At 45.0% G+C, this 12,770-nt stretch carries 10 protein-coding genes; 4 read left to right on the top strand and 6 right to left on the bottom strand.

The annotated features are described in order from the left end of the window. Positions 1–6 precede the first annotated feature (6 nt). Positions 7–1,008 carry a PhoH family protein gene (locus tag NIASO_RS11185; protein WP_008585864.1) on the bottom strand — a complete coding sequence of 334 codons (1,002 nt, stop codon included), beginning with the start codon at positions 1,006–1,008 and terminating at the stop codon, positions 7–9. A 204-nt stretch (positions 1,009–1,212) separates the two neighbouring features. Between NIASO_RS11185 and NIASO_RS11180 the strand changes: the two genes are divergently transcribed. Both NIASO_RS11180 and rpe read left to right on the top strand, forming a co-directional pair. Next, entirely contained in the window at positions 1,213–3,684 is a 2,472-nt protein-coding gene (locus tag NIASO_RS11180; RefSeq protein WP_008585863.1) for a DUF5686 and carboxypeptidase regulatory-like domain-containing protein, read from the top strand. 43 nt (positions 3,685–3,727) lie between these two features. Further along, positions 3,728–4,375 carry a ribulose-phosphate 3-epimerase gene (gene rpe, locus NIASO_RS11175; RefSeq protein WP_008585861.1) on the top strand — a complete coding sequence of 216 codons (648 nt, stop codon included), beginning with the start codon at positions 3,728–3,730 and terminating at the stop codon, positions 4,373–4,375. 75 nt (positions 4,376–4,450) lie between these two features. Here the strand turns inward: rpe and NIASO_RS11170 are convergent, their stop codons facing one another. The 5 genes from NIASO_RS11170 to NIASO_RS11150 all read right to left on the bottom strand — a co-directional run bounded on the left by NIASO_RS11170 (position 4,451) and on the right by NIASO_RS11150 (position 10,798). Next, positions 4,451–5,179 carry a hypothetical protein gene (locus NIASO_RS11170; protein WP_008585859.1) on the bottom strand — a complete coding sequence of 243 codons (729 nt, stop codon included), beginning with the start codon at positions 5,177–5,179 and terminating at the stop codon, positions 4,451–4,453. An 84-nt stretch (positions 5,180–5,263) separates the two neighbouring features. Then, entirely contained in the window at positions 5,264–5,845 is a 582-nt protein-coding gene (locus NIASO_RS11165; protein WP_008585857.1) for a Crp/Fnr family transcriptional regulator, read from the bottom strand. A gap of 149 nt (positions 5,846–5,994) precedes the next feature. After that, positions 5,995–8,394: an endopeptidase La gene (gene lon, locus NIASO_RS11160; protein WP_008585856.1), complete on the bottom strand. Its 2,400-nt coding sequence runs from the start codon at positions 8,392–8,394 to the stop codon at positions 5,995–5,997. A gap of 384 nt (positions 8,395–8,778) precedes the next feature. After that, a complete protein-coding gene (locus tag NIASO_RS11155; RefSeq protein ID WP_008585854.1) occupies positions 8,779–9,369 on the bottom strand; it encodes a porin family protein in 591 nt (196 codons plus the stop codon). A gap of 169 nt (positions 9,370–9,538) precedes the next feature. After that, a complete protein-coding gene (locus NIASO_RS11150; protein WP_008585853.1) occupies positions 9,539–10,798 on the bottom strand; it encodes a metallophosphoesterase in 1,260 nt (419 codons plus the stop codon). A gap of 145 nt (positions 10,799–10,943) precedes the next feature. Between NIASO_RS11150 and NIASO_RS11145 the strand changes: the two genes are divergently transcribed. Both NIASO_RS11145 and NIASO_RS11140 read left to right on the top strand, forming a co-directional pair. Beyond that, on the top strand, positions 10,944–11,744 hold the full coding sequence (locus NIASO_RS11145; protein WP_025298890.1) for a ParA family protein: 801 nt from the start codon (positions 10,944–10,946) through the stop codon (positions 11,742–11,744). Positions 11,745–11,832: 88 nt separating this feature from the next. Then, complete coding sequence (locus NIASO_RS11140; protein ID WP_008585849.1) at positions 11,833–12,762, top strand: ParB/RepB/Spo0J family partition protein; 930 nt, start codon at positions 11,833–11,835, stop codon at positions 12,760–12,762. Positions 12,763–12,770 lie beyond the last annotated feature (8 nt).

Below are 12,770 nucleotides of genomic sequence, written 5' to 3'. Positions count from 1 at the left end.
GTAGTTTTACCTGTGGCTCTTTGTAAATTCTTTTTGATCCCGGCGTTCCTGGCCCTGTTCGTGTTCTTTATGATATGCTTTTATGATTGCTTTCACCAGCCGGTGCCGTACCACGTCTTCCTCATCCAGCTCAATATGACTGATGCCGGGAATGTTCTGTAAGATACGCACGGCGGTCTGTAAGCCGCTGGTTTGGTTACGCGGCAGGTCTACCTGCGTCATATCCCCCGTAATAATCGCTTTAGCATTAGCGCCGATACGCGTTAAAAACATTTTGAGCTGCAGATCGGTAGCGTTCTGTGCCTCATCCAGGATAATAAAGGCATTATCTAAGGTCCGTCCCCGCATATAGGCCAAAGGAGCAATCTCGATGGTGCGCGTTGTCATATAATAACCCAGTTTGTCTGCCGGGATCATATCATCCAGCGCATCATACAAGGGTCGCAGGTAAGGGTCAATTTTTTCCTTTAAATCGCCGGGCAAAAAACCCAGGCTTTCGCCCGCTTCCACCGCAGGGCGGGTAAGGATGATCTTTTTTACCTGTTTATTCTTTAATGCCCGTACTGCCAGGGCTACCGCGGTATAGGTTTTACCGGTGCCCGCTGGCCCGATGGCAAAAAGAATATCATTTTTCTCCGCTTCCTGAACCAGCCGCTTTTGATTGGCGGTGCGTGCCCTTACTGATTTCCCGTTGGGGCCGAATACTAAAACTTCATTAGGGTTCCGCTCCTGGAAATGGTCGATGGTCTCTGCATCGTCTCCACCCAGTATTTGGTCAAAATAATTTTCACTCAACGGACCATTCCGCTCAATATAAGAAACAAGGAGATTTATTTTTTCTGTTGCTTCTGCAATTTGCTCGGGCGCGCCGCTCAGTTTTAATTGAGTGCCTCTCGACAAAATTTTAAGTAGCGGAAATTTTTTCTTTAGTAGGTCCAGTTTGTTGTTGTTGACCCCGAAAAAGTCGATGGGGTTTACGGTTTCCAGGTTAATAATTGTTTCTGTCAAAGCTTTCTCGTTTTAATTAAAAAAATAAGATTTAGTGGCCATCCGCTTTAAGCTCTTCTCAAATTTATAGAACACCTGTCAAAAACACGAAATTATTTTATTAACAATATGTGCATTTTGTTAAAGCTTTTTTAATAGGATATTTTAAGATTTTTTTAATAAGGGTAAAAGGCATTTTTGCATTTACGCTGTATAAAAAAGTTTATGAGAAACCTGCTATTTCCACTGCTGATAATTATAAATACCGGAGGATTTTCATTGTGTGCACAGGAATATATGGTGTCCGGTAAGGTACTGGACGCAAAACTGCAGCCTGTAGCTTTTGCCACAGTACGGTTAAAGGGGCAACCAACAGGACAGTTTACAAAAGAGGATGGAAGTTATGCGCTTTCCTTGCCTAAGGGGATTTATGAACTGGTGGTAACCATGCTGGGCTACCAGGCCCAGGTGGTAAAAATTGTAGTGGATAAAGACAATGTACAACGGCATATTATTTTAACAGACGCCGTAAAGTTGCTGGATGATGTAACGGTGTCTTCACGATTTAAAGACCATGCCGCAGATTATATCCGGGAGGTGATCCGCCGGAAAGACGCTATTGAGGCGGCGCATGGCGCTTATTCGGTGATGCTTTACATTAAAGCGGTACAGATAGATTCGTTGCGACAGCGGGCAAAGAAAAATAAACCAGACAAGGATACGGTGCGTAATACTATCGATCCATTGCTGAAGCAAATGGCCATGGCCGAGCTTTCGGTAAAGCTGGACTATGAATCTATGAATCGTTTCAAAGAAGAGCGATTGGGCGTGGCAAAGCGTGGGAATGTGGGGCGGTTGTTTCGGCTGACCATAACGGATGGTACATTTAACCTGTATGATAACCTTATGAAAGTGCCATCGGTTGCGGTAACACCTTTTCTGTCGCCGGTAAGCTACAGCGGGATGATCGCGTATCGGTTTAAAACCTTAAAAACAGAGGCCTATGGGAATCACCGCAAATATACAATAGCCGTTATACCCGGCAAACTCAGCAATGCTACTATTTCCGGTAAAATTGTGATCGATGACAGTTTATGGGTTATTCATGAAGCGCATTTTACATTGCCAAAGTATCACCTGGCGGACTATGATTATTTTGAGGTTGATCAACGTTATGGCTTTACTGATAGCGCCTGGATGTTGCAGCGGGAAACATTTACTTATTATTCAAAACGCAACAAGGGAACCATATCCGGCACTACAACGGTTGCTTATAAAGATTACCAGTTGCGAAAAAAATTTGAAAGGAATTATTTCGGGACGGAGCTCAGTGCAGCCACTGTTGAAGCTTACCGGCGCGACAGTAATTTCTGGAAGCAGGCAAGAACGGAGCCCCTGACCTCAAAGGAGCTGGAGTTTATAAAATACAGGGACAGTATTTATACGGTTACCCATAGCAAGGCCTACCTGGATTCCGTTGACAGGGCATTGAATAAGGTCACCCTGGGAAAGCTCCTCTATAAAGGGCAGCCATTAAGTGATCATGAGAAAGGAACAATAGTTAGCTTCCCCGCACTTAGTATGATGATCAACCCTTTTGCAGTTGGTGGCCTGCGGTTGATGCTGCCCGTACGCTATAATAAGGTGGATCCGGTTACACGAAAAACATGGAATATTTATGGTGATGTCAACTATGGCTTCCTGAATAAGGATGTAAACGGACGTTTGCAACTGAGCCACAAATACAATCCTTTTACGCAGGCAAATTATACCGTTTCACTGGTACGCGATTTTGCCAGTTTTTTTGAAGGCGATGCATGGATCAATCAATTGAAAAGAGTTAATTATTACCTGGATAATTCGATCAATATAGGCTGGGGAAGGGAACTGGTGAACGGGCTGCACCTGAATGCGAAAATGGGAATATCTTTACGAAGAAGCCTTGCAGGGTATAAAACCTACAGCTTTATCGACAGTCTTTCCAAAGATGTGGGAGAAGGGGATAATAAGGTCAAAAACTTTGATCCTTATAATGCTTTTTACAGCGATCTTTCGCTGCGATACACTCCGTTTCAGCCCTATATCCGGGAGCCAAATGAAAAGATCATCCTGAATTCAAAGTGGCCCACCGCATTTATAAACTGGCGTAAGGGGGTTCCCGGTCTGTTCAACAGTAAAGTGCACTTTGATTACCTCGAATTTGGGTTCGATCAAACGCTGAAGCTGGGCCTGGCGGGCGTTTCTTCGTATACCATTAAAACGGGCTCTTTTCTGAATGCAAAAGAGTTGAGTGTGGTGGACTATAAATACCAACGCCGGGGCGACCCCATACTGTTCATGAACCCTTCAAATGCCTTCCAGTCGCTGGATTCAACGTTCCCGGTTTTTAAGCGCTTTTACGAAGCGCATTACCTGCATGAGTTTAACGGGGCTATTCTGAATAAGATTCCTTTATTAAAAAAGATCGGTTTGCGGGAAGTGATCGGCGGCGGATTCCTGGTGGCGCCGGAGAAAAACCTGCGGTACGGAGAAGCCTACGCGGGTATAGAACGTGTTATAAAAGTGCCGCTGCTGAATATTGGGAAAGTAAAGCTGGGGATTTATACGGTTGGTTCTCTATCCAACCAGTTCAGGCATCCGGTTCAGTTTAAGGTGGGGCTTACTACCTGGGATCTTTTCAATAACCGCTGGCGCTGATTTGCTGTAGAAAATAATCGTATTTTGCGGCAAAATATTTTTTATGGCGATTATTGCACCCTCACTGCTGGCGGCAAATTTTCTTAAGTTACAGGAAGCAGTGGAAATGGTCAACAGCAGCGAAGCGGAATGGCTGCACCTGGACGTGATGGATGGCCAGTTCGTACCCAATATCAGCTTTGGGCCGATGGTGATTGAGTTTGTAAAAAAAGTAACCACTAAGGTTTGCGATGTGCACCTGATGATTGAAGAACCTTCGCGGTATTTTGAACAATTTAAAAAAACGGGGGCCGACCATATTAATATTCATATTGAGACCTGCCCACGGCTGCACCAGGATATTCAACAGATAAAAGCAATGGGTTTAAAAGCCGGTGTAGCTATTAATCCGCATAGCCCGGCATGGTTACTGAGTGATATTATCCGCGACGTGGATATTGTTTTAGTGATGAGCGTAAATCCGGGGTTTGGCGGGCAGCGCTTTATTCCACATACGATCGATAAAATAAAAGAGATTAAACAATTGATCGTGGAAAAAGACGCGCATGCGCTCATCAATATTGATGGGGGCGTTACACTGGAAAACGCCGCTGAGATTGTAGCCGCCGGAGCCGATGCATTAGTGGCGGGGAGTACCGTGTTTGGCGCGAAAGACCCGGTTGCCGCCATACATAAGCTTAAAAACGCCTGATACTGTCTTACCCTTTTTATGGGCCATAAATTAAATTTTAATATTGGGCGAAACGAAACCCAAAATGACCAGTTTTTAGCCCTTATCAACCTGTTGTTGTTTTTTCAATTGATGTAGTTTCCTGAAAACTGCAGTGTGTAAAAATAAAATAGTTGCCGGGGCAAAAGCAGGAAACCACACAAACGGAAATACCGTCATTTCCCGGAGATTTCCATTTGCGCCGGTAATAGCTGCAATCACCATCAGGTCAATAATATCCAGTATGCCAAAAATACTCCAGGCATAAACGGCCCACTTCCATGACTTACCGTTGGAAACCATCCTTGCTACCGGCAATGCCAGCACTGCAGTAATGATGTCTCCCAGACCGGCAGAGAAAGCAAATTCCGCAGGAAGAAGATGATAGCAATAAAGTATAATAAAAAATACACCAAGGAGCCGGAACAAATGAACGGCGATCAGCGATTCTAATGTAATTGCCCCGAGTAATTGCTTAAATAACGGGGTATTTCCGATAAACCCGAATAAGATAATCATTAACGGCATACCGGCCCAGATCATAACTTTAGGAGGCATGGAATTAACGTCAAATATACCTTTTAACGAAAGCACTGAAACGTAAGCCAGGTACACCAGGTAGAAGACAAATATGCCCGCCTGAATAGTTCCCGCCCGCTGCTGCGTCATACCTGCGTGCAGCGCAGCCCGCCTTACCGGTTTGGTGATAAACACAATGGAATAAAGAAAACTTACAATTAATAATACGATGCCCCAGGAAGGCATGTCTGATACATGATTTGTCATTTGATAGGTTGTTTTAATAAAAAAACAAAGGACGCTCAAATGACAGCATTTGCACTTAGCAAATGGCAAGAAATCAGCAGCGGACTATTTCTTTGCAAATTCTTTTCTTATTCTGCTTAACGAAGTGTCTGTGATGCCCAAGTAGGAGGCAATATATTTTAAAGGGACGTTTTGAAAGAGCTCCGGACTCGAATGGAGCAAATTGCTGTAGCGCTGCTCTGCCGTTTCCTGCAACATCGACAACATTCTGTTCTTTAAATCACCGTAGTAGCTAATAATATTCAATCGTCCAAATTCACGAAATTCAGGGAGGGCATGAAAGGCTGCCTGCATATTTTCATAAGTAATATACCAGGTTTCACAATCGGTAATTGCCTGAAGGTATTCTTTTGCCGGACTTCTTTTAAAAAAGGAAAGCTGGTCGCTCGCAAAATCGTTTTTCAAATAAAATGCAGTTGTTACTTCATTACCCTCAAAGTCATAAGTGTAAGATCGGATAATACCCTTTTCAATGAAATGAGAGGTATTGCAAACTTTGCCCGCTTTCAGAATATGCCCGTTTCTTTCAATTTGCATAGGCCTGAAATTTTCCACCAACTGCTCCACTTTTACCGGGCTCATTGGCAATACCTGTTGTATGAACTGAATTAAACTATCCTTATTCATTAGTTGTTTTTACAAAACCAATGTTCAATGCTGCAACAAATATAGCACACCTGGAAATAGAGCACGGTAGGCTTGTGCTGGTGTTTCATCAATAAAAAAACGTATCATCGGAATGATGATACGTTTGCTGCAGCGCTTAAGCACCCAGGCTAAAGCCCCAGGGCGATTTGCAGCACCTCTTCCATTTTGTTTACGTAATGGAATTTAAGTCCTTTAATAAAACCGGCTTCCACTTCGGAAACATCCTTGCTGTTTTGAGCGCAAACAATAATTTCTTTTAAGCCGGCTCTTTTTGCGGCAAGAATTTTTTCTTTGATACCGCCCACCGGCAATACCTGTCCGCGCAACGTGATCTCGCCCGTCATAGCCAGGTAAGGTTTTACTTTTCTTCCCAATAAAGCCGAGGCTATAGACGTCATCATGGTGATACCCGCGCTGGGCCCGTCTTTGGGCGTAGCGCCTTCGGGAACATGTATGTGCAGGTTTTTCTTTTGAAATAAAGAAGGATCTATCTTATATTTTTCTGCGTTTGATTTCAGGTAGGTTAATGCAGTGGTGGCGCTTTCCTTCATTACATTGCCCAGGTTGCCGGTAAGGTGTAATTCGCCTTTTCCATCGCTGAGACTGGACTCAATAAAAAGAATATCTCCCCCAACATACGTCCAGGCCAAACCCACGGCCACGCCCGGCAGGTTTACCGTTTTATACAGATCATTGTTGTATTTGGCTTTGCCCAATATTTCCTCGAGGGCTTCGGCGGTCAAAGGCGATTTTAAGGGTTCTTCCATCGCTACTTTTTTCGCCTGGTTGCGCATCACGCTTGCCAGCACACGATCCAGCTCCCGCACGCCGCTTTCGCGGGTATAATCGGCGATAAGCTGCGCCAGCACTTTGTCGGAAAAACGGATATTGTTTTTCGCAAGCCCGTGCAATTCCTTTTGCTTGGGGATTAAATGCCGCTTGGCAATTTCAATTTTTTCTTCAATAGCATATCCGCTCAGGTCAATGATCTCCAAACGGTCGCGCAGCGCGGGTTGTATAGTTTGGATATTATTGGCCGTAGCGATGAACAGCACCTTGCTGAGGTCATATTCCAGCTCCAGGTAATTATCGTAAAAAGTGTTGTTTTGTTCCGGGTCCAATACTTCCAGCAGGGCGCTGCTGGGATCGCCACGCATATCATTGCCTACTTTATCGATCTCGTCCAGCACAATTACAGGATTACTGCTTTTTACTTTTCTGAGCGATTGCAGGATGCGGCCGGGCATGGCACCGATATAAGTTTTACGATGACCGCGGATCTCACTTTCATCGTGCAGCCCACCCAGGCTTAAACGGATATACTTACGTCCCAACGCGCCGGCAATACTTTTGCCCAATGAAGTTTTTCCGATCCCCGGAGGGCCCAGGAAACAAAGTATCGGGCTTTTCATATCTCCCTTTAATTTCAATACGGCCAGGTATTCCAGGATGCGCTCTTTGATCCTGGCCATGCCGTAATGATCGTGATCCAGTGTCTGTTTCGCATTTTTCAGATCGTAATGATCTTCGGTATATTCCTCCCAGGGCAGGTCCAGCAAAAAATCCACATGGTTGTAGATCACTGAATAATCCGGCGTGCTGGGGTGCATCCGCTCCAGTTTTTCAATATCTTTTTTGAAGGCTTCTTTGGCAGTTTCCGGCCATTTTTTTGTTTCGGCCTTTTTTTGCATTTCCTTTATTTCCTGGCTGTTGGTATCACCACCCAGCTCTTCTTTAATACTTTTTAGTTGTTGTTGTAAAAAGTATTCCCGCTGCTGTTTATCCAGCTCCGTACGGGTTTTGTTGGTTACTTTGTTTTTGAGCTCTACAAACTGTAGTTCCTTTTGCAATAACTGCATCAGGTTGGCGGCGCGCTCCCGTATATCCGTGATCTCCAGCAAACGCTGTTTTTCCTCCATTGTGGTATTCAGGTTACTGCTTACAAAATGGATCAGGAAAGAAGGCTTTTCAATATTTTTCAGGATGATCGATGCTTCAGAAGGGATATTGGGCGATTGCTGAATGATATTGGTGGCCAGGTCTTTAATATTGGCGATATGGGCTTCAAAATCTGCATCAACCGGCGCTTCCGCGTCAACGATGCGTTTGATGGTTGCCTTGAAATAGGGGTCGCTGGTGGTAATACTTTCAATCGCGAATTTGCTGCGGCCTTGTATAATAACGGTGGTGCCGCCGTCCGGCATTTTGATTAATTTGATCACTTTTGCAACGGTCCCTACCGGCTCCAGATCGGCGGGCTCCGGATTTTCCTGGTTGCTGTCTTTTTGGGCCACTACGCCAATGAATTTATTGCCTTTATAAGCCTCATTTACGGCCAGAATGCTTTTATCTCTTCCCACGGTAATGGGTAAAACAACGCCGGGGAATAAAACAGTATTTCTTAAGGGTAATAATGCTATCTCGTCCGGCAACTCATCCAGGTGCTCATCTCCCTCACTTTCGTTCAGCGGAATAATTGGCATGAAATCCATTTCGTCTTCCGGCTTCAGGTTTATTTCAAATTTCATAATTGTATATAACAGGACAAACTGACACTGCCCGCGGGCAACGCCAGTGATTTATTTTCGAATGACAGAATAGGACAATAGTGGTGCCACAATGTAAATGGGTGCAAGATTGTCAATTTTCACCGGCGAAAATAAAAAAACCGGGGAAGATACTGTGCTTCCCCGGCCGGATTTATTTGAGAAAAATGTCAAATGCTAAAGGCTCAATGTGTAACGCATAACGCGTAATGCTCAATACAAGGACATCCAACCAGAAAATGCAAACTGAACACTGAAACGGGCTAACGTCAAACGCGAAACATCAAACAGAATATGTACCTGTTGCAGCAACGTTAGCCGCAAATCAGAAATTTCAAATTGAAAATAGGAAATGAGGAGATCCGTTTAAAAGATCGCGAAGCCCACTGCTACCTGTATGGCCTGGCTTTTCCATTTTTCCGACTTGTTAATATCATTGATATTGCTCATGCCCGCTACATACCGCCCGGAGACGCGGAACTTCATTACTTTTAGCTGAATCCCGGCTACAAAGGAAAAATCGCCGCTTGTAAAAGCGTCCCCGCCTTCCTGCAACAGGGTTTTATCCTTGCTGGTGGCGATGCTGAACTGCGGCCCGGCCTGGAGGTGCAGGGGGCCGGCTAATTTGTAATCCAGCAGGATGGGGATCGATAAATAATTCAGCTTGGCCTTGGTCTGGCTGGTGCTGAACGGGTGCAGCGGGTCATTATAATTATCAGATACAGTGGCTGTGGTCTGACTAAAAAGCAACTCCGGATTAACACTGAATTTTTTGCCTGCGCCAATTTCAGCAAAAGCGCCTGCCAGGTAATTAAACTTAAATTCTTCATTAAATGACTTACCGTCTATCTTGGTAAGATTGGTTCCCACTTTTACACCGAGGTGAAACTGGGCGTTACTGATACAATAGCAGGCCAGGAGGGCGAAGACGAAGAGGATCTTTTTTGAATGGTTCATTATCAATTCTTTAAGTAAATTTTGAGACTAAAAGTAGTATGAAATTTTTTATAAGGGGGATTAATTTTTGACATACTCCCGCAGATAATCGCAGCTTTTTTCGCTGATTGGCGCAGAAAAACTAATCTGCGGTGTATGCTGATCTGCGAAAATCTGCCGGAACTTTACGTTATGTAAGCTCAAATACCGTGATCTCCGGCAGGATACCCACCCTGCCCGGGTATCCAATAAAGCCATAACCCCGGTTTACATATAGTTTTTGATGCCCTTTTTCATATAAACCGGCCCATTGTTTATAAACGTATTGTACGGGGCTCCAGCGTAAGCCGGGTATTTCTACTCCAAACTGCATACCATGGGTATGGCCGCTCAGCATCAGGTCTACATCGGGATATTTTTTATTGACCTCACTATCCCAGTGTGACGGATCGTGGCTCATCAGGATCTTAAAAGGATAATTCTCCGCCCCCTTCATGGCTTCCGCCATATTTCCATAAGAATGAAACCGGGCTTTCCCGCTGATATTCTGCACCCCGATCAACCCTATCTGCGCCCCGTTTTTTTCCAGGGGCAGGTGCTCATCCAGCAATAAGCGCCAGCCCATTTGCCCGTGAACGGCTTTCAGATGGTCCAGGTTGGCCTTTTTTTCTTCGGCGCTGCTCCAGGAATGATAGTCGCCATAGTCATGATTCCCTAACGTGGAATACACACCCATTGGGGCTTTCAGCCTGCTAAAGGTATCGATGTACTCCTTCATCTCAACAGCCATATTGTTCACCAGGTCGCCGGTAAAGAGGATCAGATCGGCATTTTCCTTCAGGATCATATCAATGCCCCGGTTAACGGCCGCCTTATTGGTAAAACTTCCGCTGTGAATATCCGAGAGCTGGATCATTTTAAATCCCTTAAAGGCCTCCGGCAGATTGGGAAAGGAAAGCGCCACCTTTTTTATTTTATAATTGTATTTATTACTGAATCCATAAATAAGACTAGAGAACAGCGTGCCACCGGCCGCTATGCCCAGCCAGGTCAGAAAGCCCGAGCGGGAAATGGTGTCGCTGTCGGCACCCGAAACCTCGCTCACTTCGTTATTGGCAGAAAATAATTTGCCTGCCGCCCATTGTGCAACCCTGCGCAGGTCATCTACCAGAAAAAACACCGCGGCCAGTAGTTTAGCCAGGAACAGGGCGAAAACAATGGTAAAAAGCACGCTTCGGCCCAATTGGCCGGCGCCGGAGGCCGGTAAACGGGGAACAACCAGGATAACGCTAAAGGATAACGCCGTCACCAGCCAATAAATGCCGGCAAAAATGACCCGGTTGCGATGCGTGGAATAGCCAAACAAAGAGGAACGTACCGCTATAAATATATACAGGTCAATCAAAAGCATTATCAAGATCATGACCCACCACATTGAAGCATTGCGCATAAAAGCAATTTTTTAATAAACCAAAGCTAAATAAATGTGGATAAAATGATTGAAATGGCTTTTTATGGAATTTAAGAATGCAAATACTTTACATTTGCTTAATTGGAATATTCAGCACTCATTTGGATACAGAATCAATAGAACTATGGCAAAAGTAATCGGCGTAGCAAATCAGAAAGGCGGTGTGGGTAAAACAACAACAGCTATTAACCTGGCAGCAAGTTTTGCGGTGCTGGAATATAAAACCCTGTTGGTGGATGCAGACCCGCAGGCGAACAGCACCACTGGCGTAGGATTTGAATTGCAGAATATTACCCATAGCCTTTACGACTGTATGGCCAACCAGGCGCCTGCAAAGGAGGTGACGCTAAAAAGCGAGATTCCCAACCTGGACCTGATCCCTTCGCACATTGACCTGGTAGGGGCGGAGATCGAAATGATCAATTACCCTAACCGGGAAGCAGTATTAAAAGGTATTTTGGAGGCTGTCAGAGATGAATATGACTTTATTGTGATCGACTGTTCGCCCTCTTTGGGTTTGATTACGGTAAATGCCCTTACCGCGGCCGATTCGGTTGTAGTGCCTGTGCAATGCGAATTTTTTGCCCTGGAGGGACTGGGTAAATTGTTGAACACCATCAAGATCGTGCAAAGCCGGTTAAATACAGAATTGGTAATTGAAGGTATTTTGATGACGATGTACGACAGTCGCCTGCGTCTTTGTAACCAGGTGGTGAGCGAAGTGCGCCGTCATTTTGAAGATAAAGTGTTTGACACGATCATTCATCGCAATTCCAAACTGAGTGAGGCCCCCAGCTTTGGCAAACCGGCGATCCTTTATGATGCTGCCAGTAAAGGCGCATTGAATTATCTGAACCTGGCAAAAGAAATTTTGCAGAAAAATGATATGACCAAGATCGCGAACGAAGACAAAATAATTGAATAGAAGATTGTTTAAAGTTCAATGTTCAAGGTTAAAACAGCAACATTGAACCTTAAACCTTGAACTTTAAACGTTGAACCTTAAACAAACCATGGCAACAGTTAAACCCAATAAAGATGCACTAGGGAAGGGGATCCGCTCCCTGCTGGGAAGTATTGACGCAGAACTAAAAAGCAGTACACCTGCAGGGGAACAGTTGAAGAAAACTGTTGTGGAAACCGCAACGAATATTTTAAGGATCCCGGTAACTGATATTGAGGTAAACCCCAAACAGCCCCGACGCGATTTTGATGTGCAGGCGCTGAAAGAACTGTCTGAATCCATAAAGCTCCACGACATTATTCAGCCATTGACGGTTTCCAAAATGGCAACGGGCAAATACCGGTTGATTGCCGGGGAACGCCGTTTGCGGGCATCTAAAATGGCCGGACTGGTGGATGTGCCGGCATATGTGCGGCAGGCCAATGATGCGCAGTTGCTGGAACTGGCGTTGCTGGAAAACCTGCAGCGGGAAGACCTGAATGCAGTGGAGGTGGCGTTGAGCTATAAACGCATGATGGATGAGCTGGATTATTCCCAGGACCAGGTTGCAGAACGTATGGGCAAGGACCGCAGCACCGTGGCCAATTTTATCCGTTTATTAAAGTTGCCGCCGGATATTCAGCTTGCCGTGCGCAGTGGCGAATTATCCATGGGACATGCCCGTGCCATTATTAACGTGGATACGGTTGAAAAACAATTATTCATTTTCCGTGAAATAAAAGATAAAGGGCTCTCCGTTCGTCAGACTGAAGCCCTGGTGCGCAACCTGTACAAACAGGCCGGAACGGCCAAAAAGCCTGTCAGCAGGGGAGGTCTTTCGGCTTCTTTTCAGCGGATCGAGGATAAGCTGGCCTCGCAGTTTGAAACCCGTGTAAAGCTCAAACACAGTAATAACGGCAGCGGGCAGGTTACTTTTGATTATTATTCGGTTGAGGAATTAAATAAGCTGCTGCACAACTTTAACGTATCGGTAGATTAAATAACGTT

Origin of the sequence: Niabella soli DSM 19437, assembly GCF_000243115.2 — a bacterium.
Taxonomy (GTDB): domain Bacteria; phylum Bacteroidota; class Bacteroidia; order Chitinophagales; family Chitinophagaceae; genus Niabella; species Niabella soli.
This window is presented reverse-complemented; position numbering and strand designations above follow the sequence as displayed.

Coding starts and splice junctions, on each gene's coding strand:
- NIASO_RS11180 (WP_008585863.1), top strand. CDS start 1,213: ATGAGAAACCTGCTATTTCCACTGCTGATAATTATAAATACCGGAGGA.
- NIASO_RS11155 (WP_008585854.1), bottom strand. CDS start 9,369: ATGAACCATTCAAAAAAGATCCTCTTCGTCTTCGCCCTCCTGGCCTGC.
- rpe (WP_008585861.1), top strand. CDS start 3,728: ATGGCGATTATTGCACCCTCACTGCTGGCGGCAAATTTTCTTAAGTTA.
- NIASO_RS11145 (WP_025298890.1), top strand. CDS start 10,944: ATGGCAAAAGTAATCGGCGTAGCAAATCAGAAAGGCGGTGTGGGTAAA.
- NIASO_RS11140 (WP_008585849.1), top strand. CDS start 11,833: ATGGCAACAGTTAAACCCAATAAAGATGCACTAGGGAAGGGGATCCGC.
- NIASO_RS11165 (WP_008585857.1), bottom strand. CDS start 5,845: ATGAATAAGGATAGTTTAATTCAGTTCATACAACAGGTATTGCCAATG.
- NIASO_RS11150 (WP_008585853.1), bottom strand. CDS start 10,798: ATGCGCAATGCTTCAATGTGGTGGGTCATGATCTTGATAATGCTTTTG.
- NIASO_RS11170 (WP_008585859.1), bottom strand. CDS start 5,179: ATGACAAATCATGTATCAGACATGCCTTCCTGGGGCATCGTATTATTA.
- lon (WP_008585856.1), bottom strand. CDS start 8,394: ATGAAATTTGAAATAAACCTGAAGCCGGAAGACGAAATGGATTTCATG.